Here is a 23,017-nt window from a genome sequence, read left to right on the forward strand (position 1 = left end):
ATCTATAATAGGGAGGCAAGATTATGGTGGAAATTAGGAACGTAAATTTTTCTTACGTAGAACAAAAAAAGTTTTGAACAATATTAACCTGACAATTCCACAGGGAGAGTGTCTTTTGCTTTGCGGAGAAAGCGGTTGCGGAAAGACTACAATAACGAAGCTAATCAACGGTCTGATCCCTCATTTCACATCTGGTGAAAATTTAACAGGTAATGTGTGTGTTGAGGGTTGTGTCGTTGCCAATACCCAAATGTATGAACTTGCTAAAGTAGTAGGCTCTGTCTTTCAAAATCCAAAGTCGCAGTTTTTTAATCTGGATTCTGATAGCGAAATCTCATTTGGACTGGAAAATGAGGAATTTCCTCCGCAGGAAATTGAAAATCGTGTTGCACAGATTGTCCGGGAATTGAAAATTGAACAGCTTCAACATCGGAATGTCGGCGAAGGTGGCTCTAATCTATCAGGCGGTGAAAAACAGCGTATTTCAATCGCTCGCGCAATGTTGAAAGACGCTCCCATCGTCATTCTTGATGAAGCAACTGCAAGTATTGATCCAGAAAATGAACATTTAATTCAGCAAGCAATTAGTGAACTGGTACAGGGAAAAAGCATCGTCACGATTGCTCATCGTCTGGCGACGATTGAGAACGCCGATCAGATTCTTGTCATAGATAATGGTCGACTTTCACAGATTGGTACACACGTTGAGCTAATAAAAGGAGAATCTGCTAAATGAAAAAAATACTGATACTTATTTTTTCTATGGCTTTATGTGTTACACTTGCCGCTTGCAACAACAATCAGGCAGTAAATATAGATGATAATAGTAAAAATTCGCCTCTTCCTGCCTCGGCAACGGGGACAGACACACTGGCAGAACCTAATAAACCCGTCGATAATCTTGATGATATGTATAATGCATATTTTACTGCACTGGAAAACCTGATCCAAAACCATATACTTCCCGACGGCATCGACGGCGGGGAACAATTATGTGATATGGCTGAAAACAAATTCGCTGTTTACGATGTGGATAGCGACGGGAAAGAAGAACTACTCCTTATATACACCACTACATATTCAGGTGGCTGGGCAGGATACGTGCTTGATTACGATGCAGAGACAAAAAAACTGCAAACGGAACTTTGTGAATTCACTTTGCTGACGTTTTATGATAACGGAATCATCAAAGCAGGATGGTCCCATAATCAAGGACTTGCTGGTGACTTTTGGCCCTATAGCCTATATCAATATGCGCCGGATTCGGACAGCTATGTATTAGTTGGCATGGTGGACGCATGGGACAAAAACTACCCAGGAACAGACAATCAAAATAATCCGTTTCCAAGTGATATAGATAAAAGCGGGACGGGATTTGTTTACTATATTATGAAAGATGGACGATATGACAATACCCACCCGGTAGATGCATCCGAATACAATGAGTGGGTCAACGCTCACATTGGAGACGCTTCTGAAATTCAAATCCAGTATATGGACTTGACGGAAGAAAACATTTCAAAGATAGGAAATGGATCATGAGCATAATGCGAAGCTGACAAATTCCAATTTGTTGTGCAGATTAAATTTTGAGTATTGAGAACAAATGGAAAAACGCAGTAGCCTTTCTGCTCAACATTTATAAATATCAAGAATGCACAAAAAATTAATAGTCCCTACTTGACAGCATCTTACGAGAATATTGGGCTGATAAGAAATATATGCAGGGATGACAAAGGTGATAGAAAATACACAGATGATGATATCAAATGGATTAAATTTTTGCTAAGCCTGAGAAACACAGGAATGCCGCTCAATGACATTATTATATATGCTGAACTGTATTATAGCGGTGACGACAGTATACCCAAAAGAATAGAGCTTTTGAGCAGCTATAAAGATAGGCTTGCAGAAGAACTGAAAAGGCTGCAAACCTCTATGGATTTCCTAGCAAACAAGATTGAATTTTATAACAATAAGCTGAATTCGAACAACACAAATCAAAAAAAGTGTTTGTAGGGAAAGAAGGCTATATAGAGGGAATCCATCGGAAACAAGATAAAAACCTGGCGCTAAAGGGATTTCATAAGGAATTTGAAATGATTGTTTTGAATAACGGTCAAATTGAAAAAGTGGATATTGACAAATAGTTGGACATAATAGAAGGAATGAAGGAAAAATCTCCTGAGTTATGGCAAAACTCAACGGATTACGAATTATGTATATTAGATAATACTGACAATACGGCTGTTGTGAAAACTGATGTTTATAAAGGTGAAATACACTTCTCAATAGACTATATGCTCTTATATAGATTAGAGGATGAATGGAGAATAGTATCAAAAATATTTTCGGTGCCGAAATAATTGATATATATATATTTATGAGCAGTATTGTTTATCAATATACACCCTGCCATCCGTTAGTATGGTGTTCAGGGTGTTACTTACTTAGAAAATTGCCTGCTGCACAATGCCTGGTACTTATCATCCAGAAGAAACGGAAGAACAATCATTGGCCGGTTCAGTAGAAATATTCCGGAATGATTCACTTCGATAAGGAACAGACGGGCTGCGACAGCCGCTGGAATACGCTCCGGGTATTGCGTGTGCTTAAATTCTATAAGGCTGAATTATACGGCGAATTGATTGATCAACAAGATGTCTACTGAGCATCGGAATTTCATAAACAGAACAGTTACGCTTCCGGGACAGACTCTAACCTCTCCGCCAAACCCCCACTATGCTCAAACGGCATCTTTTTTATCTCCTCAAGGCACGTTGAGACAGTAATTCTTCTTTCCCACAAAAATGCTGATACGCATATCAACGTAACTATGGAGTTTGGCGAGGGTGACGGGAAAATCCCTGTGGATAAAATAGCCGAATATATAAAGCAATATTAATACAAATTATTTTTAAAAGACATACTGGATGGAAAGTACGGCAAAAGTAAGACCGGAGGAATTCTAGATATGAAAAAATTTGCAAGTATACTTATTGTATTAACTGTATTCAGTATTATTATGTTTTATCCTCGACCCCTTGTTCAAATCATAGGAGAAGAGCCAATTATAGATTCAGATGCTCATTTAAGAGTAATACATCGCAACGCTATTATTGAAAGTGGTGATGTAGTTGAAGCTTACAGCCAAAAACATGCTAAAGATATATTAGATTTTTTACAATCTTATAAGTATCAGAGAACTAATGTTAGTTATCGTAAGTTGGATGATATGGAAAGTTACAGTGTAAAAATAATAAATAACGAAAATGAGGTTTTAAGAGCAACTATAAGAGGTGACAGATATCTTTCAATTATAGATAAAAATGGGAATTACTCAAGTTATAAGGTTTCAAGAAATGAATTCGATATAGAATTTTTGCAAGATTTGTATGAATCATTACGTGTTCTATCCAATAAATAAGCTTTGCTATAGCTGGAAAAATTAATGACTCCATAGGTATCCGATTTCTGCTTGGTCATTATTCGTTTTGGCTATGTGATGAAGTTAGAATAAAATTCATATCATATCATCTTTTCTAGACGTTATAAAAGCTAATAAATTAGTGGCAATAGAAATATTAGAAGTAACGGGACAACCTATAACAGAGGCTTAGTAGACATCGGGAAGAGTTTTTTAAAGAGAAAGTCTGACATTGCTAAGCCTCGAACCGTTACCTGCAATCCTTAGCATAATGTTGAGTTAATAGTTGACTTGATGTTGAAAGAAGAAATAAGTGTAAAAAGTGATAGTCCTATTAGTTTGATATTGTGCAGCAACAAGAAACTTTTTATATTATGCATTTGTAAATAGTATTGATATATTCAACTAAAACTAATAAGGGAGTGGAGAAAGATGAAAAAGCTTGATATTAAAAGTTTAATTTTCGGCGTAATAATTGGCACGTTAGGAGTTACAACTGTTTTTGCAGCGGGAGGAATTAAATCAGCAACTTATAGCAACTCTAAGGTTTATTTTTACGGAAATGAAATATTATTAGAAAACCCTTTAGTTACAATTGTGAAAGATGGAAGTTCTGATGGTCAATTATATATGCCAATGAGAGAACTGCTAGAATATATGCAATTCAAAGTTGAGTGGAACAGTGAAGACGGTTCTGTAAATTTAACTATGAATGGCGGTAATAACTACAAAACCATAGAGGTTCCATCCGATATTTCAAAAAATGAAGCAGACACAAAAGCTTTAGATATCATGCAGAAAACAGGAAATTGGGGCTATATTGAGCCATACCTCCAATATATGTCTACAGATGGTATTGAAAAAGTTGTCCAACTATATAACTCAAAGCATATCAATCCATCTGAACATAAAAAAGCATCTGATTATATAAAGGATTGAATTTTAAGAAAATTACTATAAAGCTAAGGTCTTTTTTTATGCATTCTGTATATTTTCTTTAGTATAGGTTAAGTGATATGTTTAAGGGGGCGATGTCCTGTCGCACTCTTTGAAAAATTGAAAGAAGATAGTGCATACAACAAGTTACCAAAGCAAAAAACGCAATTCATGCGCATGGAAGAATTAAGCATAGAAATTTATCTTTATAGATACATGAAAAAATAATGAATCAAACTAATCAGAGGGGGTATACTGTGTCATTCCTTGATTTTTTCAGAAGAAAGCCGAATATAGTGTCGGCAGGAGCTTGAAAGCAGTCTAAAGTAAATATATCATCATTATATAAAGTTGTACTGTAAAAATTTCCATATTTTGACGATATTGTTATTAGGCTAGCCCATATAAAAATATGTAAAGGAAAGGAGTGCCTTAATAGTGCGTATAGAACAATATAATGGTTATGCGATAAGACGTATGTTTTCTGGTGCAAAAAAAATCGGTAATGTCTCTTTACCTGATTTTAATGATTTCCATTTTAATACGAAAACAACTTCCTCGATGAGTGATGATAAATTCAAGGAAGCTATCATTGAACAAGCAAAAAAAGATCAGGCAGCAGGAAAATTTCAAACTCAATCAACGGCATATAAGAATTTACTAAAAAGTTATGTGTCTGTGGCCTCACCCGATAGAATGGGACTTATTACCGAAGCTTTAACAAATATTTTTAAAAATAATCAAGCGAAAACAAAGAATATTAACTACGTAGACCTTCTTCTATGGGGGAAAATCACTTACGAAAAAGAAGTAGATTTAACATATGCAGAGTTTACAGACAGTAATGGTGAACATATTGCAACCTATTCAAATGGCGGTTGGACATTTTACGGAACAAAAGCAGAAAATGCCCGTGAATTAGAATTTTTAAGTGTATATAACAAAGCATGGGATAATGCTGCAAAAAGTACTGAGAGTAAGACATCATACACGTCGCTTGATGTAAAGGTGTAAGATACAACGCTCAATTCTAAGTAGGCAGCCTTGTTTTGATTCTTACTCCATGAGGAACACCAATGACAACGATCCAGCAGATACTTAGCATGAAAGTATACTAACCACCAACTTATAGAAGCTAAGGGACGGTTCTCTTGCTTCTTTACTTTATTTTAAAATATAGAAAAAGTATAGGTGGAGATCAAATATGCCACGTCAAGCAAGAGAAAAAAGTAAGAGTGGAGTATATCATATAATGATTAGGGGTGCTAATAGGCAAGAGATTTTTCATGATGAAGAAGATCGGTCAAGATTTTTAGAGCTCCTTAATAAATATAAGATTAAGGCAAAGATAAAAGTGTTTGGCTGGTGTCTTATGGATAATCACATACACCTACTATTGAGTGAAGGTACCGAGGAACTTGCAATAACGATGAAACGCATAGGAGTAAGCTATGTATGGTATTACAACAATAAATACAAAACAACAGGGCATTTGTATCAAGACAGGTACAAAAGTGAAAATGTAGAAACAGACGAATATCTTTTAACTGTAATTAGATATATACATCAAAATCCTGTAAAATCAGAAAAAGTGAAGAAAATTGAAGAATGGAAGTGGAGTAGTTGTCTTGGATATTATGGGAAAGCTATATACCCAGAAGGATTGCTAGATAGTAAATTAATTTTGGACATGTTTTCAGAAGATAAAGGCATAGCAATAGCTAAATTTCGAAAGTTTAATGAACAAATAAACAATGATAGCTGCCTGGATAACACTAGTGATGAGAAAGTAAGATTATCAGATGAAGAGGCGAGGGAAGAAATAGGCAAAATAATTGGGAAAATGGAAATGGCTCAATTAAAGAGCTTTCCGAAGTTAAAAAGGGATGAACTAATCAGAAAGGTAAAAAGAATAGAAGGAATTTCGCAGAGACAGGCTGCAAGGATTTTAGGGATTTCACCTAATCTGATATTTAAAGCATAATGGAAGCGTGAAACCGTCCCTATGCTTAACGGATTATCGTATACTAGAACTATGAGAAAGAGAAATCATTACATAGCCGAATTTAAAACAAAAATTATACTGGAGATTCTATCCGAAGCGGCAACTCTTAATGAGATTGCAGACAAATATGAAATCAGTCCGGTCGTGCTGAGCTGATGAAAACAGGAATTCCTCGAGAGCGCATCAGAAGTATTTAAAAATGCAGACAACCTGAAGTTTTTGGATGAAACTGGAGTAAGAGCTTCTATGGATGGAAAGGGACAAGCCCTTGAGAATATACGTACCGAAAGATTCTTCAGGACATTGAAGGGAGTAGGTTATATGGAATTGAACGGATATCAAAAATTATGTGAGGAATTAAATAAAATATATAGAATTCCTGAGGTGGAAATTAAAAATATTAGAAATGTTTTTGCTTCAGTTAAGCAGAGGAAAGGGGATAAATTTGCTTGCGAAGGGGATATCCCGGAGAGTATAGGTTTTGTAGTGTCAGGATTATATAAATATTATTATATAGATAGAAATGGCGATGAGTGCATTAAACACTTCACAAAGGAAAATGACTTTGTTGCGTCATATGCAAGCTTTATAATGCGTAAGCCATCTTTATACTATATAGAGGCCCTCGAAGGTTCTGAATTGCTTGTCATTCAGTACAGCGACTACATAAGGGGAGTTGAAAGCAGTACTTTCTGGCAAAATATTGCAAGAAAGTATGCAGAAAAAATGTACATCATAAAGGAGTTGCGTGAAGGTAGTTTTTTGAAAGAAACTGCTCAAGATAGGTATGTTCAATTCATAAAGGAAAACCCTAACCTCCAAGGAAGGATCAATCAAAAAAACATCGCTTCATACCTCGGAATTGCGCCTGAAAGCTTAAGTAGAATAAAATCTAAATTAAACTTAACATAGATCAATGAAACCACCTTAATATACAGGTAGAATAAGAATGAATAAAAAAGAGGTGGTTGATATTATGAAAGAAAGCAAGATTATGGGAATTGTAACAAAACAAAAGGAATTTTTCTTTTCCGGTAAGAGCAGGGACTTGAGGTTTAGACTGAATTCACTAAAAAAACTAAAAGACACAATTATCAAGAATGAACAGGCAATAGTGGAAGCATTGGAGAAAGATTTGAAAAAGCCCCGTCTTGAGAGCTATACATCTGAAATTGGATTCATCATCAGCGAAATCAATTATTCAATGAAGAACTTAAATAAGTGGGCAAGACGTGAAAGCGTCAAGTCCCCGTTAAATCTTTTTCCATCTAGGAGCTATATTATTAAGGAGCCCTATGGAGTAGCATTGATTATCGGACCATGGAATTATCCTTTTCAACTGACAATGGTACCATTAATTGGTGCCATTGCTGCAGGGAACTGCTGCGTTGTTAAACCTTCAGAGTTATCAAGAGAATCGGCTGGTGTTATAAGGAAGATAATCTATGAAGCTTTTGATATGCCTTATATTACTGTAGTTGAAGGCGGCATTGAAGTTAGTGAATGCCTTTTAGAACAAAATTTTGACAAAATATTTTTTACAGGAAGCCCAAGTGTTGGGAAAATTGTAATGGAAAAGGCTGCAAGAAAATTGATTCCTATCACGCTCGAACTTGGAGGCAAAAGTCCATGTATCGTCGATAAGAAGATTGATATTGATATTGCTGCCAAAAGAATACTGTGGGGTAAGTTTTTCAATGCAGGTCAAACCTGTGTCGCTCCGGATTATTTGCTTGTAAATAATGAAATCAAGGAGGCCCTTTACGATTCATTCAAAAAATGGTTAAGTGTTTTTTTTACCGAGCATCCTGAAAATAGCCCAGACTTTTCAAGGATTATTAATAAAAGCCACTTCATAAGGCTAAAAAACTATGTGAAAGAAGGGAAAATAATTATAGGCGGACAATTGAATGAAAGCGAACTTTATATAGCGCCTACAATCATAGAGGTATCCGATATGAATTCGCCAATGATGCAGGAAGAGATATTTGGTCCGATCTTGCCGGTTGTCTCATATTCCGGTTTAGAGGAGGTTAAAAGAATCATTAGACTCAATCCGAATCCTCTGGGATTCTATATATTTTCAAATGATAAAAAAATAGCTGAACAATTGATTCTTAACATTCCTTTTGGTGGTGGTTGTGTCAATGATACACTGAGTCATCTTCAGAATCAGCACCTACCGTTTGGCGGCATAGGCAACAGCGGAATCGGGAATTATCACGGAAAATACAGCTTTGATGCGTTTTCACACAGGAAATCGATTTTAGAAAAAGGCTATGCTTTTGATTTATCGATGAAATATCCACCTTATAAAAACAAACATGTGTATTTGAAAAAATTATTATTAAAATAGGATGGTTAGAAGCACGATGTATATGATAGCTGGATAGCAGAATACTGCTTCCAAATTTATTGACAGAGAAATCAGATCTTTTAGAAATATATTCATGCCGCCAAGGCTCAACTAGCTTCAAACGGCATTATTTTTATACACTCAAGGCATGTGGAGTGTATCGTTTAGATGACGAATAGTGGTTTGAGGGGGAAATAAGGTGGGTCAACTGCTATATGCAGTGGTTTTAGAGCAAAAAATGAGCAAAAATCGGGCCAGAAAAGTGCATTTTTGGCCCGCTCAAACTGCTATTTGTATCAAAAAAGCAATATCTATACAATATCTTGCTCAGGGTTATTCAAAGCCAACCTGCAGAACGGTAGAACCCATTTCTTTAGGCTTCTATGAGCAAAATTGGTATTTGATTGCTTATTACCGCCTTAGAAATGAATATAGGAATTTTCGTGTGGATCGTATAAAAAATATAAGCCTTGAAGAAAAAGAAGCTTGTGAAAAACCTCACGGTACGTTGGAACAAATACTGCAACAGATGCTCTCTTATAAGCAACTACATAGAGTGATACTAAGAGTTGAAAAAGGCGAAATATACAATGCTATTAAAAGTAGATATGTTCTCGGCTTCCTTGAGGAAATCGACATCGGAAGCAAAAAGGAAATAACATTGCAAACAGATTCTCTTGAGATATTGGCCAAGCAGTTGATTGAATACCAATCAGGGATTGAAATAGTTAATCCGGATAGATTAAAGTGCATTATCCGTAAGTATTTGGCTCAAATTACAGAACATTGTTTTAATCTAATTTAAAGTAAGCTATTAACATGTTACATATTTTCTTGATATGTAAAGTTTTAATTTTCCTACTGACATACAGCTGTCAGTGTAGTGTGATATTCTTTTTTAAAAAGGAGGATTCACAATTATGAAACCTAAGGTAATTATGCACTCACAGATCAGCCTTGATGGCCGCATTAAGGGCTTTGACAACCCGGAGGTATATTATCAAGTTGCCGGTGGAATTCATTCAGATGCGGTGCTGTTTGGTTCCAATACTGTTTTTACTGCATTTGAAGAATATCCTGACGAAACAGAGGCCGATTTTGCGAAGCCAGTAATAAGCCCGGATGATCTCAGACCAATAGGGGTCATCCCTGACAGCAGAGGAATACTGAGAAATCTTCACTGTTTAAGAAATCTTGGATATTTAAAGGAAGTTATAATTTTGGTATCAACTATCACTCCGAAGGCGTATCTGAGTTATTTAGAGGAAAGGAATTATCCATATATCATTGCAGGAAATGGCAATTGGAATACCGTTTCCGGCATGGAAACAGAAAGGATAAAAAAACAATGAATGTAGATGTCAGAAAAGAAATCAATGCATATTTTGATCAAAAACCGGAGGATCTTCAAAAAATAGCTGCCAGACTTATGGAAATAATTCTCAGCCATCAAGGTATGGAGGCAGCAATAAAATGGGGAAAACCAACTTTTGCTATTAATAATGATTTTCATCACTGGATATGTGCGATCCAGATTTTAAAGAACAAGGTTTCGTTAGTATTTCATTTTGGTGGGTTATTGTGCGACGAGAAAAATAAATTGATTGCCGGTACCAGCAAATTCTTAAGAAAGATTGAATATGACAGACTTGACAGTATTAATGAAGGGGAAATTAAGTGCTTTATACAAAAGGCTGTTGAAAAGCTTCCCTATTTCAAAGAAAATTGGAAAGAAATCAATAAAAAGGATTGATATTGGTGTAGACCATAACCTGCTTTCATGCTTTCTGTATAGGATGATCAAGATCCAGCTTTCTTCGAAGATAGCAAGAATTATGAAAAAAGTAGATGTAGAAACAGCTATCCTTTTACTAAGGAGGTAATACTCATGGATAATAATATGCAGATCATATGTTTTTGATAGATTATATCGAAGAACATATTTCGGAACAGTAGGTGCCTGGCACGTTAAGTATGGTAATACAGTAGATTTACGCAAGGGTAATATGATTGATATCCGAATATAATAATAAACGATATAAAACCAAGGAGTGCCGGGAATTTTTAATATTTGTTGAAAGACTATTTAATCTAATAATCGGCGATATAAATAAAATGCATCCGTAAAACATATACAGGGAATGTCGAAATTTACACACTTTTGCCGAAAAAATAAATAAGAGTATGTATAACAGGAATAACCAAGTTTCCAGTAAATAACGAAAAACAAAGTATATTTGAATCCGTGCAGCCACAAGGAACTGTGAGGCTATAGCGTTGGTTGTTAGGGAGTAAGTAAGAAGTTTAAAATCCTCTATTGAAATTTCTCAGTAGAGGATTTTTTATGCAATAACTGCTTAAGTGTTGTGCCTGGCATCATAAATTTCAATGAATATCAACAGAAAATAAAGGTGTGACGTGAAAGGGGAGGTGCCTTTTTGCATACACTTAAGGAGCATGATGGTACTTCTTTGAAAATAGAACTCTTCCCATTTTAATTATAACATATAGAAAATTGCAAATATAGACTATTTGTTCTCATTTGCTAGTGCTATAATGCAATAGTATATTAATGAGATTTGCTGGAGAGGATTATTATGGAAAGGATGTTACCTAAATTATCAAAGAAGGAATTGCCAAAGGAGGGAAATATATGAGTTCCTATGCGCTTGGTTTTCAGGAGATTGACAAAACAAAACTCATGGTTGTTGGGGGTAAAGGCGCCAATCTGGGGGAGCTTTCCAAGATTGAAGGAATACACGTCCCGGACGGCTTTTGCATTTCTACGGAAGCCTTTAAAAGAATCATTGGGGAAACGTCGTTGATTAATGAATTACTGGATCAGTTATCGCATCTAAAGGTGGAAGAACGGGATAAAATCGGTGAACTTAGCGGTAAGATTCGCAGGGTCATCGCAGGGCTAGATATCCCTGAAGACATTATTGAAGAGATCACCCGCCGCCTCTCCAGACTTGGAGAAAAAAATGCCTATGCAGTACGATCCAGCGCAACCGCAGAGGATTTACCGATGGCCTCCTTCGCTGGTCAGCAGGATACGTATTTGAACATTATTGGGAGAGAGGCAATCCTAGAGCACATCAGCAAGTGCTGGGCATCGCTGTTTACCGAGAGGGCAGTAATTTATCGCCTTCAAAAGGGCTTCGACCACCGTAAAGTCCAGCTGTCTGTGGTTATTCAGAAGATGGTCTTTCCCCAGGCGGCAGGGATTTTGTTTACTGCAGATCCCGTCACTTCCAACAGGAAGGTATTATCTGTTGATGCCAGCTTCGGACTTGGTGAGGCCTTGGTCTCCGGCCTGGTGAATGCGGATATCTATAAAGTGTGTAACGGAAAGGTAGTCGATAAAAAGATATCCACCAAGAAGCGTGCGATTTATGTTTTAAAAGATGGCGGTACAAAAGAACAGGAGATTGAGCCTGGGCAGCAAAATGGGCAAACGCTGACGGATGAGCAGATTTTGCAGCTTGCGCATATGGGCAGAAAGATCGAAGAACATTTCGGCTACCCCCAGGACATCGAATGGTGTTTGGCTGATAATACATTTTATATTGTCCAGAGCCGGCCAATCACTACGCTATATCCCATCCCTGAAGCGAATGACCATGAATATCACGTTTATATATCTGTCGGTCATCAACAAATGATGACCGACCCTATGAAACCATTGGGATTGTCTTTATGGCAGTTACAAGCAGCCGGACCCATGTTTAAAGCGGGTGGAAGGTTGTTTGTTGATGTTGCCCATATGTTGCCTTCACCTGACAGCAGAGAAATATTATTAAATAACATGGGACAACACGATCCCCTCATAAAAGATGCATTGATAACCATCATCGAGCGGGGGGATTTTATAAAACCGTTACCGGATGATCAGAAAGAACAGAGTCCCGGTAAAAGCAATAAAGGCATGTCGTCTGCTGATATTCAGGCACAGGTAGGAAACGATCCCACAATCGTTTCTGGTTTGATTAAGCGCAGTCAAACATCAATCGAAGCGTTAAAGCAAAACATCCAAGCGAGATCAGGATCAGATTTATTTGATTTTATCCTGGAAGATATCCAGCAATCAAAAAAGAGCTTATTTGATCCACAAAACATGGGTGTGATTATGGCTGCCATGAATGCTTCATCATGGATCAATGAAAAGATGAAGGAGTGGTTAGGTGAAAAAAACGTAGCAGATATCCTTTCTCAATCTGTACCAAACAATATTACTTCGGAAATGGGTCTGGCGTTATTGGATGTCGCAGATGTGATTCGTCCTTATCCAGAAGTCATTGAGTATTTACAACATGCAAAAGGTGATAACTTTTTGGATGAACTGGTTAGGTTTGATGGTGGACAGGAAACCCAAGACGCAATTTTGTCTTATCTCAACAAATACGGAATGCGGTGTAGTGGGGAAATTGATATTACGAAACCTCGTTGGAGCGAAAAACCAACTTCACTTGTTCCCTTGATTCTCAGTAATGTAAAAAACTTTGAGCCTAATGCCGGCAAGCAGAAATTTCAGCAAGGGCTGCAGGCAGCTTCTAAAAAAGAGCAAGAGTTATTAGAACGACTAAAGCAATTACCGGATGGCGAAGAAAAAGCCGAAGAGACAAAACAAATGATCGATCTAATCCGGAATTTCGCCGGCTATCGTGAATATCCGAAATACGTCATCGTCAGTCGCTACTTCGTTTATAAACAGGCTTTACTGAAAGAAGCCCAGCAACTGGTACAGGCCAACATTATTCATGAAAAAGAAGATATATACTATCTCACTTTTGAAGAACTTCGTGAAGCCGTACGCTCCAATAAAGTGCATGACCAGATCATCAGCAGGCGAAAAGATGAATACAAATTATATGAAAAGCTAAATCCCCCACGTGTTATCACCTCTGATGGTGAAATTATTGCAGGTAAGTACAACTTAGAAAATCTTCCGGCTGAAGCGATTGCAGGTCTGCCTGTTTCTTCTGGAGTGATAGAGGGACGTGCACGTGTCATCCTAAACATGGAAGATGCTGATCTGAAAGATGGAGATATATTGGTCACCTCCTTTACTGACCCTAGCTGGACACCGTTATTTGTATCCATAAAAGGCCTGGTCACAGAAGTTGGTGGACTGATGACTCATGGAGCAGTGATCGCTCGGGAATATGGTTTAGCAGCAGTTGTCGGAGTAGAAAATGCTACCAAGCTGATTAAGGATGGACAGAGAATCCGGGTTAACGGAACGGAAGGCTATGTAGAAATCCTATAACGGGGAAGATGTTGTCTTTCTCCTGGAGAGCTAAATAGAAATCATAAGCTAGGAAGGCTGCCCAATCAGGGTCGCTTTCCTAGAGGGAAAAAAGTAATTACATGAGTCAATTTCATAATGTTGTCAAATAGCTAAAGATTAGTTTTTTAGAATTTCACATCGGGAAAATTCAAGAAGCAATATGTTTAGATTTGTTCAATCGGTCTAAAGCCCATTTACAAAGATTTTTATGATTGATTTTAAACTTAAAAAAGTATATAATGATTTCAAATAGAATTAATTATATAACGTAAGCGTTCACGTCAGCCAACGTACTATCTAACCTACTGGGTCGGAGAGTACGTTTTTTTGTTTCTCCATCCGGTATGAATGAATACTTTAAGGAGATGAGAAAAGATGAAGAAGAAAATAGCTTTAGTAACTGGCGGAAGCCGTGGATTAGGCAAGAATACGGCTATTAAACTTGCTTTGAAAGGATTGGATGTAATTATTACCTACCATACTAAAAAAGATGAAGCTTCACAGGTGGTAGAAGAAATCAAAAAAGCCGGTGGCGAGGCAGCCGCTTTGCAATTAAATATAGGCGATGTAAGGTCTTTCGGCCCTTTCTTTGAGCAGGTTGCTGAAGTATTAAAAGTAGTCTTTAACACGGACTGTTTTGATTATTTAATTAACAACGCGGGCATTGGTATGAATATTCCTTTTATAGACACCACTGAAGAACAGTTTAACCAGCTGATGAATGTCCAATTCAAGGGCGTTTATTTCTTTACACAAAAAGCATTAAACTACCTCAATGATGGCGGAGGCATTATCAATATTTCAAGCAGATTAGCACAAGCCAGTATGCCGGGATATTCCGCATATGCGTCCATGAAAGGGGCTATTGAAACGCTTACACGATACCAAGCTAAAGAACTAAGTTCAAGAGGTATTAAAGTAAATACCGTGGCTCCAGGGCCCATTGCCACCGATTTTGCAGGTGGTATTATCAGAGACAATGCTCAGTATAATGCTAATATAAAAGCAGCTACGGCACTTGGACGCGTAGGAGAGCCGGATGATATTGGAGGAGTGGTCGCATTTCTTTGCACGGAAGACGCCCGCTGGATTACTGCGCAGCGAATAGAAGTATCTGGTGGAATGAACCTATAGAGTCAAAAGTTGTCCAGACAATATTATACTGCTCCACTCCCACAACAAGTGGATCAAAATATACCTGACATAAGGAAATAGAAAACCTGAAAGAAGCAAAAAGTGACTCAAAGTTTTCTTCAGAGCCCAAGTAAAGCTAAGGGACGGTTCTCTTGCTTCTTTACTTTATGTTAAAATATAGAAAAAATATAGGTGGGGATCAAATATGCCACGTCAAGCAAGAGAAAAAAGTAAGAGTGGAGTATATCATATAATGATTAGGGGTGCTAATAGACAAGAGATTTTTCATGATGAAGAAGATCGGTCAAGATTTTTAGAGATCCTTAATAGATTTAAGATTAAAGCAAAGATAAAAGCGTTAGGCTGGTGCCTTATGGATAATCACATACACCTACTATTGAGTGAAGGTACCGAGGAACTTGCAATAACTATGAAACGCATAGGAGTAAGCTATGTATGGTATTACAACAATAAATACAAAACAACAGGGCATCTGTATCAAGATAGGTACAAAAGTGAAAATGTAGAAACAGACGAATATCTTTTAACTGTAATTAGATATATACATCAAAATCCTGTAAAATCAGAAAAAGTGAAGAAAATTGAGGAATGGAAGTGGAGTAGTTGTCTTGGATATTATGGGAAAGCTATATACCCAGAAGGATTGCTAGATAGTAAATTAATTTTGGACATGTTTTCAGAAGATAAAGGCATAGCAATAGCTAAATTTCGAAAGTTTAATGAACAAATAAACAATGATAGCTGCCTGGATAACACTAGTGATGAGAAAGTAAGATTATCAGATGAAGAGGCGAGGGAAGAAATAGGCAAAATAATTGGGAAAATGGAAATGGCTCAATTAAAGAGCTTTCCGAAGTTAAAAAGGGATGAACTAATCAGAAAGGTAAAAAGAATAGAAGGAATTTCGCAGAGACAGGCTGCAAGGATTTTAGGGATTTCACCTAATCTGATATTTAAAGCATAATGGAAGCGTGGAACCGTCCCTGCGCTTCGATGAAATGGAAGTAGAAAACTTTGATATTGCTATTTATGATGATAGTTTACCACTGTTAACGCTAATTGAGTTTGTAAGGACACAGAAGGAGGGATGAGATGAATAAAATACTGGTCGTTGAAGATGAAGATATATTACGCGAAGTAATAATAGATTATCTGATTGAAGATGGATATCAGGTGTTAGAGGCTGCAGATGGAGAAAAGGCTTTGGAGCTGTTTCAAGCCAATTCTGTTGATTTGGTTATACTAGATATTGTTCTGCCAAAGGTTGACGGCTGGTCAGTATGCCGCAGGATACGAAAAAGTTCCAGTATCCCTATCATTATTTTGACTGCCCGTTCAGATGAGGATGATTCTCTCCTGGGATATGAGCTGGGAGCGGATGATTATCTGATTAAACCATATAGTCCCCGGGTTCTAATGATAAAGGTGAAACGATTTCTTGAAAAATACTCAGGTACAATGGACGGAATGCTGATATCATCTGGTGGTATTGCATTAAATATGGGATCAAGACTTGTTACTGTAGATGGCAATACTATAAATTTGACTCATACAGAATTTGAAATTCTCTCTTGCTTAATGCAAAATAAAGGGATTGTAATTACCAGAGAACAATTAATCGCTAAAATATGGGGTTATGATTTTTATGGTGATGAAAAGACAGTGAACAGCCATATCAGAAATCTGCGTGCCAAGCTGGGCCGAAAAGGCAGCTGTATTGTTACGGTTATTCGTACGGGATATAAATTTGAAGAGGAAAAGCTATGAAAAAAAGTATTGTTTTTAAATGGTTTGTGCTGACAGCTCTGTTGTTTTCTACGATGTTTTTATTCATTGGAATTACACAAAATTACTTTTTCGAGAAATATTATATTGATAAAAAATCGGATACGCTCAAAACCTATATGAATGAGTACTTAAGCTTAGCAGAGAAAGTAGGAGCGGAAACGGCATCGGGAAAACTATATAAGAATAACCATATCTGGATTACAAAGCTGGATGAATATGGACGTATCTGCGATGTCAATGATTATTATATCGAAGTGCTATTGAAAAATGATGCTCAGAGGGATTTACGAATTCCAATGTACTCCTTTGAAGGACAATTTTCATCTGATGTACTTTCTTCATTAAGGGTCGGCGATGAGGTGATCATTGATGTAGTAAATATAGCAGATGAAAGGATACCATATCTAATACAGACCGGTTCAACAGGAGTTGTGAATCTAAACATTGCAAACAAGCTGCACGGTCCTAATGCAGATGAAGCTTATAGTCACATTAGCACCGGCCTGCTGAGGGGAAGGATAACAAAAGCCGTATTTCCGGAGCGAAGGGAGTATATTTCGTTTCCTTATCAGGAAGGTTATTTTTTGGAACAGGTAAAAGAATTTCAATTTAGTCTGCTGGCTGATAATGCAAAGCATCTTCAGCGTACAGAAGAGCTTAGTATAACGGCAAATTTTGCTCAATATAAAATAATCATTGAACCGGTTGTCGAAAATGGGGTAAGGGGATATATTTTTGCCATGACCTCCCTTCAGCCGATAGATGAAGCAATATCGGTTATACGGCAATTCTATCCTTATTTTTTTGGCTTTACCCTTCTCTGTGTTATATTTTTAGCCTTTATTTTTTCAAAGTGGCTGGCGAAGCCGCTGTTATCCATCAACAATATCACCGGGAAAATAGCAAACTTGGATTTTACGGAAAAGCTGCCGGTGCATTCAGATGATGAAATTGGACAGCTATCCCAAAATATTAATAACCTGTCCAACCAGATGGAAACATATATTGGTCAGCTAAAACAGGACCTGGATAAAGAGAGAAAATTGGAAACCATACGAAAGGAATTTATTGCAGGGGTATCACATGAGCTGAAAACGCCTCTTGCTGTTATGAAAAGCTGTCTGTCTATTTTAAAAGATGGGATCGCAGCTGAAAAACGAGAACATTACTTTCAGGCAATGGAAGACGAGATACAGCGGACGGACTTGCTGGTTGTTAATATGCTGGATTTGGCTAAGTTTGAATCTGGCACCTATAAGCCTGAAATGGCGCCTTTTGAAATAGATAAAGTCATTACTGAAGTATGCAGGTCGCTGGCTGAGGAAATACGGAAGAAAAATCTTACCCTCACATTAAGACTCTCTTCACAGTTGGTGATAGGACATAAAGGTCTGATTAGTCGAGTAATTACTAATTTTCTCAGTAATGCAATCCGGCATACTGAGAAAGGCCATGAAATCTCAATTACAGTAAGCGCCAATGGACAGACGGTGGAGGTTAGTATTGAAAATCAAGGGGACCAGATATCAGAGGAAGACAGAAAAAAGATATGGAACCAATTCTATCGTGTGGAGGCACGGAACTCCAAAGCAGGTACAGGCCTTGGCCTTGCCATTTCCAAGGAAATACTGGAGCTTCATCATGCAATTTATGGTGTAGAAAATACAAAAGATGGCGTCCGCTTTTTCTTTTCACTACCAGTACAACCATAAAGCATTGGATATATTTTCACAGCTATGAAGGATTCTTCATGGCTTTTATTTTGCAAAAAATTAGAACGAAAATAATATCCGAACTTTATCTCATCTGCACCTCGTCTGCATTTTGCTGCTGTAATATCTGTGTATCAAATAAAGAAAAGAGGTATTTTTTATGAAAAAATTAGTGATTAGCTTTCTGATAGGCTTAATGTTGGTTAGTGTAACTGCCTGCGGAAATAAAACGGCAGAAAAGGATGTTAAAGTTGAGTTCCAAAGCAGTGTATTTATGGGAGATTCCATTACTGAAGGCTTTGTTTTCAATGAAATCCTGCCGAGAGAAGCTGTAATAGCCGGGGCAGGAGCAACAGCCGGTTTTTCCTATGATGACATGGATGCTTTGGTTGAAAAGAAACCGGATAAGGTCTTTATCATGTTGGGATCATGCGACCTTCTCATGCCGGTGGATGACCCCAAGGAGTTATTCAGAAATGATTTAACGAAGCTAGTAAACAAGATTAAGGGAGAGCTGCCGGACAGTAAAATATACCTCCAGTCTATTACACCTGTAATGCAGGATGCGTTAAAAGCGGAGCCTCGTTATAAGGGAATAGAGGAATATAACGAGGTTTTGAAGGAATTAGCCGATGAATTGTCAGTTAATTATGTAGACATAGGTACATTGGCACAGGAAAACCCGGATTTATATGCTGAAGATGGTATTCATTTCAAAAAGGAGTTTTATCAGCTGTGGCTGCAGAAGCTTTCTAAATTAATGTAGCGAAGGAGGTCATATGGTATTCAGCAGCTTGTTCTTCACATTTGCTTTTTTACCGGTAATAGTAATGTTGTATTATTTGTTGGGCAAGCGTTTCAAGAATATTGTCCTGCTTACTGCAAGCCTGTTTTTCTATGCATGGGGAGAACCTATCTATGTGTTATTGATGTGCGGTTCCATAATCATTAATTACTGTGTAGGCACTCTCTTAGGTAGAGATGATACCAGCAGACGAAAAAGGAAGCTTTTTTTTATAATAAGCCTGGTGTTCAATTTAGGCTGTCTCGCTTATTTCAAATACTTCGGCATGATCATAAGTACAATAGCATCCATCGGCGGTTGGGGCTTGAATGTGCGAACACCGGCACTTCCCATAGGAATTTCCTTCTATACCTTTCAGATACTATCCTATGTGATTGATGTATATAGAGGAAAAATAAAGCCCCAGAAAAGCCTCATTCTATGCGCTCTATATATAACTATGTTCCCTCAGCTGGTGGCTGGCCCTATTGTGAACTATGTAGACATTGAATCACAGTTGGCAGAAAGGAGCATAACCTTCAAAAAATTTAACTCCGGGCTTAGGAGATTTCTGCAGGGACTGGCAAAAAAAGTGCTGCTTGCCAATCACATAGGCCTGCTATGGTCCGAAGTAAAAGCTATGCCCAATAATGAAATTTCAGTACTCATGGCATGGGCCGGGATTATAGCCTTTTCATTGCAGATTTACTTCGATTTTAGCGGTTATTCAGATATGGCCATCGGATTGGGAAAAATGTTTGGATTTCGATTCAAGGAAAACTTCAAATATCCATATATTTCTCAAAGCATCTCGGAATTTTGGCGGAGGTGGCATATATCCCTCGGCTCATGGTTTAAGGAATATGTATATATTCCTCTTGGAGGGAGCCGTGTAGGTAATTGGAAATTGATACGAAACCTGTTCATCGTATGGCTTCTTACAGGCTTTTGGCATGGTGCCAGCTGGAATTTTGCTTTATGGGGGCTTTATTTTGGAACTTTATTATTGAACGAAAAATTATATTTACAGAAAAGTATGCAAAGATGGCCAAAGGCTGTCCGGCATATATATTTGTTGCTGTTTGTTGTTATAGGCTGGGTATTTTTTGAATTTACCAATCTGAATGATATGTTGAATTTTTTGCGGGCTATGTTTGGAGCAGGGGATAATGCCTTAATTGATAACCAGGGAATTATAAGGTTAAAAGCCAATGCCTTTCTTTATATTGTTTGTATCCTTTCAGCTACACCTTGGCCGAAGAAGCTGGCATTATTTTTTAAAAGAATTCATAGTAATTTTTACGGAATAGCAGCTAATGTATACTATTGTGCACTTATGTTTTTTTCAATGGCATATATGGTTGCTTCAACCTACAACCCATTTATATATTTTCGATTTTAACCAGGAGGTGGCTATGGGAATATATGATAAAAAAAACTATGCTATTATAAAGAATGTGTTGGGTATGCTTCCCTTCATATTTATACTTGCTATGCTTATTTTACATCTGGCTCTACCGGACAAAACCTTTTCGAAAGAGGAACGACGTTATTTAGCACAATGGCCTGATTTCTATATTGAAAAAGTAATAAATGGCAGTTATGAGACTAAAGTTGAATCATATTTTTCTGATCAGTTCCCTTTTAGAAACTTTTGGGTTCATATCCAGGAAGTCTCCGATCAAATTTTATTTAAAAGGTGATTTTTATTTTTAGAGGGTTTTGGGGCAATTTTTCAGAATGATATCCTGCCGCCAAGGCCCCACCAGGTTAAAACGGCATCTTTTTTGTCTCCTTAGGGCATGTTATCGTCCGCATGTGATATCAGATTTACCATTTTAGTGGAGGCATCTGCTACACATTTTATCAATAGGGTGAAGGATGTCTGCATTTTATTGATGGACTTTGCCAACATACCTATTTCATCCTTCATATTCAAATATATAGGAGAAACCTCTTTTGTAAAGTCTCCTGAGGCAACTACCTCCAAGTGTTCCGCTGATAGTCTAAGAGGTCTGGATATGCGGCAAGCAAGTATGAAGGCTGTGCCGATGCTTAGGAGTATTAGCAATAGCGTAATGATAGTAATAGTGGCTGTCAATCTTTTCAGATCTGCAAATACTTCTGACTTGGGAAGAGTCACAGCAATAGACCATCCTGTACCTGTTACAGGTGCATAACCTAAGAATTTTGGTATTCGTGTTTTGATGCTTTTCATAAAAAGGCCTCCCACACTAAAGAGCCATAAAAAAGTACATCCGAAATTGTATCTGGCATCTTGGATGTACTTCAGATTATTTCTCAAAGCGAGGAATGAGTCTTGAGGAAATAAATGCAATGATGGGAACTGTTAAAATTACAGCGAGACTGCCGGATAATCCTTGGACTACCTCAATGCCTAGCATATTCATATTGATTAATTGGTTGTAGGGTACATTGTAGGAATAAATCAATAGCATAGTATTTAAAGAAGTACCGGCAAATGCGAGAATCAATGTATTGGACATGGTACCCATCATATCCCGTCCAACATGAAGCCCTGCTCGGAAAAGTTCTGTTTTGCTATACCTGGGGTTGGCTCGATATACTTCATATACAGAAGAGGCGATTGACATGGAAATGTCCATAACAGCTCCGAGGGAGGCAATCAAAATTCCTGCAAATAGCAAGTCGCCGATTCGCATCCCATAATCTCTTGCGATGACAATGAGGATCTCCGCTTCTTCTGTGTGGAACCCGGAGATTCGGGCCAGGTTGCCGGCTATTCGGGAAACGATGCCTGCAATTCCTGCACCAAGAATGGTTCCCAGAATGGCGGACATGGTTTTAGAACTCCATCCATTTAGCAAAAACAAAGTGATAAAGGTTGTTATACCTACAACGAATATAGTTGCAAAAATTGGAGAATATCCTTTGTAGAGCATCGGAATCAGTAAGAAGATGATGCACACACATGTAAATATAATACCAACCATCGATTGAAAGCCTTTTTTACCGCCAATACCCCATAAGGCACCCAGGAAAAGAAGGATGAATCCATATAATACGGGAGATCGATTGTAGTTATATACTGTTACCAGGTACATTTCGGGATTAGCCGTATCTACACATACGATGATATTCATTCCCGGTTTTCCATACACATTGAAAAGATTGCTCAAATAGTTTTTGATAACATGGACTTCTCCCTTATGCTCTCCTGAGAGGATTTCTACTTCAAGCTCCTGAGACCCCCTATATAAGCCGCTGATAGTCTCGTCTTTTTCCAGAGATTCGCTAATAATGCTGAGTATCTTTGCTTTTTCATACCGTATATAGGAAATTCCGCCTTGCTGCCGAAAAGAAATCTGAGTCCCTTGGTTGAAGTTGTATAAAAAGAAGATAAACAGCAGCAGTAGGAGTATCCATAAAGAGAACTTTGATGACTTCCACTTTTTCATATCCAGTCTCCAATCTATTCTAATAAATTATTTCTAACATATACCATGAATGTTAATAACCTGCTATAGACAATGTTAATTTCATGTAAATTAATAAACAATACATGTATTTACCAATTGTTAA

The 23,017-nt window shown here is 37.5% G+C and carries 23 protein-coding genes; 21 read left to right on the forward strand and 2 right to left on the reverse strand.

Annotation, left to right across the window (positions count from 1 at the left end):
- Nucleotides 1–73: 73 nt before the first annotated feature.
- The 21 genes from Gferi_RS21410 to Gferi_RS21510 all read left to right on the forward strand — a co-directional run bounded on the left by Gferi_RS21410 (nucleotide 74) and on the right by Gferi_RS21510 (nucleotide 21,156).
- Entirely contained in the window at nucleotides 74–736 is a 663-nt protein-coding gene (locus tag Gferi_RS21410) for an ATP-binding cassette domain-containing protein (RefSeq protein ID WP_083273691.1), read from the forward strand.
- On the forward strand, nucleotides 733–1,542 hold the full coding sequence (locus Gferi_RS21415; protein WP_069980141.1) for a hypothetical protein: 810 nt from the start codon (nucleotides 733–735) through the stop codon (nucleotides 1,540–1,542). The genes Gferi_RS21410 and Gferi_RS21415 overlap by 4 nt, the downstream gene beginning before the upstream one ends.
- 138 nt (nucleotides 1,543–1,680) lie before the next feature.
- Complete coding sequence (locus tag Gferi_RS29545) at nucleotides 1,681–2,019, forward strand: MerR family transcriptional regulator (protein WP_169833020.1); 339 nt, start codon at nucleotides 1,681–1,683, stop codon at nucleotides 2,017–2,019.
- Nucleotides 2,020–2,168: 149 nt separating this feature from the next.
- A complete protein-coding gene (locus Gferi_RS29550; protein WP_156782458.1) occupies nucleotides 2,169–2,366 on the forward strand; it encodes a nuclear transport factor 2 family protein in 198 nt (65 codons plus the stop codon).
- A gap of 608 nt (nucleotides 2,367–2,974) precedes the next feature.
- On the forward strand, nucleotides 2,975–3,427 hold the full coding sequence (locus Gferi_RS21430; RefSeq protein ID WP_069980152.1) for a hypothetical protein: 453 nt from the start codon (nucleotides 2,975–2,977) through the stop codon (nucleotides 3,425–3,427).
- A gap of 432 nt (nucleotides 3,428–3,859) precedes the next feature.
- Nucleotides 3,860–4,366: a stalk domain-containing protein gene (locus Gferi_RS21435; RefSeq protein ID WP_069980154.1), complete on the forward strand. Its 507-nt coding sequence runs from the start codon at nucleotides 3,860–3,862 to the stop codon at nucleotides 4,364–4,366.
- Between the two features lie 435 nt (nucleotides 4,367–4,801).
- Nucleotides 4,802–5,377 carry a hypothetical protein gene (locus Gferi_RS21440; protein WP_069980155.1) on the forward strand — a complete coding sequence of 192 codons (576 nt, stop codon included), beginning with the start codon at nucleotides 4,802–4,804 and terminating at the stop codon, nucleotides 5,375–5,377.
- 190 nt (nucleotides 5,378–5,567) lie between these two features.
- Nucleotides 5,568–6,347, forward strand: a complete 780-nt coding sequence (locus Gferi_RS21445; RefSeq protein WP_069980156.1) for a transposase — start codon at nucleotides 5,568–5,570, stop codon at nucleotides 6,345–6,347.
- A gap of 267 nt (nucleotides 6,348–6,614) precedes the next feature.
- On the forward strand, nucleotides 6,615–7,280 hold the full coding sequence (locus Gferi_RS21450; protein ID WP_083273692.1) for a Crp/Fnr family transcriptional regulator: 666 nt from the start codon (nucleotides 6,615–6,617) through the stop codon (nucleotides 7,278–7,280).
- Nucleotides 7,281–7,317: 37 nt separating this feature from the next.
- The gene (locus Gferi_RS21455) at nucleotides 7,318–8,724 is read left to right on the forward strand and encodes an aldehyde dehydrogenase (RefSeq protein WP_236932640.1); all 1,407 of its coding nucleotides are present in this window, start codon (nucleotides 7,318–7,320) and stop codon (nucleotides 8,722–8,724) included.
- 199 nt (nucleotides 8,725–8,923) lie between these two features.
- Nucleotides 8,924–9,529, forward strand: coding sequence for a helix-turn-helix transcriptional regulator (locus tag Gferi_RS27770; RefSeq protein WP_083273693.1), 606 nt, complete (start codon nucleotides 8,924–8,926; stop codon nucleotides 9,527–9,529).
- A 115-nt stretch (nucleotides 9,530–9,644) separates the two neighbouring features.
- The gene (locus tag Gferi_RS21465; protein WP_236932641.1) at nucleotides 9,645–10,076 is read left to right on the forward strand and encodes a hypothetical protein; all 432 of its coding nucleotides are present in this window, start codon (nucleotides 9,645–9,647) and stop codon (nucleotides 10,074–10,076) included.
- Nucleotides 10,073–10,477, forward strand: a complete 405-nt coding sequence (locus tag Gferi_RS21470; protein WP_069980158.1) for a DUF1801 domain-containing protein — start codon at nucleotides 10,073–10,075, stop codon at nucleotides 10,475–10,477. The genes Gferi_RS21465 and Gferi_RS21470 overlap by 4 nt, the downstream gene beginning before the upstream one ends.
- Before the next feature lie 900 nt (nucleotides 10,478–11,377).
- Nucleotides 11,378–13,993 (forward strand): phosphoenolpyruvate synthase, encoded by a 2,616-nt coding sequence (gene ppsA / locus Gferi_RS21475; RefSeq protein ID WP_069980160.1) that lies wholly within the window; start codon nucleotides 11,378–11,380, stop codon nucleotides 13,991–13,993.
- Nucleotides 13,994–14,389: 396 nt separating this feature from the next.
- Nucleotides 14,390–15,148: an SDR family oxidoreductase gene (locus Gferi_RS21480; RefSeq protein WP_069980162.1), complete on the forward strand. Its 759-nt coding sequence runs from the start codon at nucleotides 14,390–14,392 to the stop codon at nucleotides 15,146–15,148.
- A 205-nt stretch (nucleotides 15,149–15,353) separates the two neighbouring features.
- On the forward strand, nucleotides 15,354–16,133 hold the full coding sequence (locus tag Gferi_RS21485; RefSeq protein ID WP_069980164.1) for a transposase: 780 nt from the start codon (nucleotides 15,354–15,356) through the stop codon (nucleotides 16,131–16,133).
- A 128-nt stretch (nucleotides 16,134–16,261) separates the two neighbouring features.
- On the forward strand, nucleotides 16,262–16,936 hold the full coding sequence (locus Gferi_RS21490) for a response regulator transcription factor (protein ID WP_069980166.1): 675 nt from the start codon (nucleotides 16,262–16,264) through the stop codon (nucleotides 16,934–16,936).
- Nucleotides 16,933–18,669: a sensor histidine kinase gene (locus Gferi_RS21495; protein WP_069980168.1), complete on the forward strand. Its 1,737-nt coding sequence runs from the start codon at nucleotides 16,933–16,935 to the stop codon at nucleotides 18,667–18,669. Before Gferi_RS21490 ends, Gferi_RS21495 begins: the two co-directional genes overlap by 4 nt.
- A gap of 160 nt (nucleotides 18,670–18,829) precedes the next feature.
- Nucleotides 18,830–19,435 (forward strand): SGNH/GDSL hydrolase family protein, encoded by a 606-nt coding sequence (locus tag Gferi_RS21500; RefSeq protein WP_069980170.1) that lies wholly within the window; start codon nucleotides 18,830–18,832, stop codon nucleotides 19,433–19,435.
- A 13-nt stretch (nucleotides 19,436–19,448) separates the two neighbouring features.
- Nucleotides 19,449–20,855: an MBOAT family O-acyltransferase gene (locus Gferi_RS21505; RefSeq protein ID WP_069980172.1), complete on the forward strand. Its 1,407-nt coding sequence runs from the start codon at nucleotides 19,449–19,451 to the stop codon at nucleotides 20,853–20,855.
- Between the two features lie 13 nt (nucleotides 20,856–20,868).
- Nucleotides 20,869–21,156, forward strand: a complete 288-nt coding sequence (locus Gferi_RS21510) for a DHHW family protein (protein WP_069980174.1) — start codon at nucleotides 20,869–20,871, stop codon at nucleotides 21,154–21,156.
- A 92-nt stretch (nucleotides 21,157–21,248) separates the two neighbouring features.
- On the opposite strand, the gene Gferi_RS21515 is transcribed toward Gferi_RS21510, so the two are convergent.
- Nucleotides 21,249–21,671 carry a HAMP domain-containing protein gene (locus Gferi_RS21515; RefSeq protein WP_069980175.1) on the reverse strand — a complete coding sequence of 141 codons (423 nt, stop codon included), beginning with the start codon at nucleotides 21,669–21,671 and terminating at the stop codon, nucleotides 21,249–21,251.
- A 76-nt stretch (nucleotides 21,672–21,747) separates the two neighbouring features.
- Nucleotides 21,748–22,893, reverse strand: a complete 1,146-nt coding sequence (locus Gferi_RS21520) for a YibE/F family protein (protein WP_069980176.1) — start codon at nucleotides 22,891–22,893, stop codon at nucleotides 21,748–21,750.
- Nucleotides 22,894–23,017: the final 124 nt, after the last annotated feature.

Origin of the sequence: Geosporobacter ferrireducens (assembly GCF_001750685.1) — a bacterium.
Taxonomy (GTDB): domain Bacteria; phylum Bacillota; class Clostridia; order Peptostreptococcales; family Thermotaleaceae; genus Geosporobacter; species Geosporobacter ferrireducens.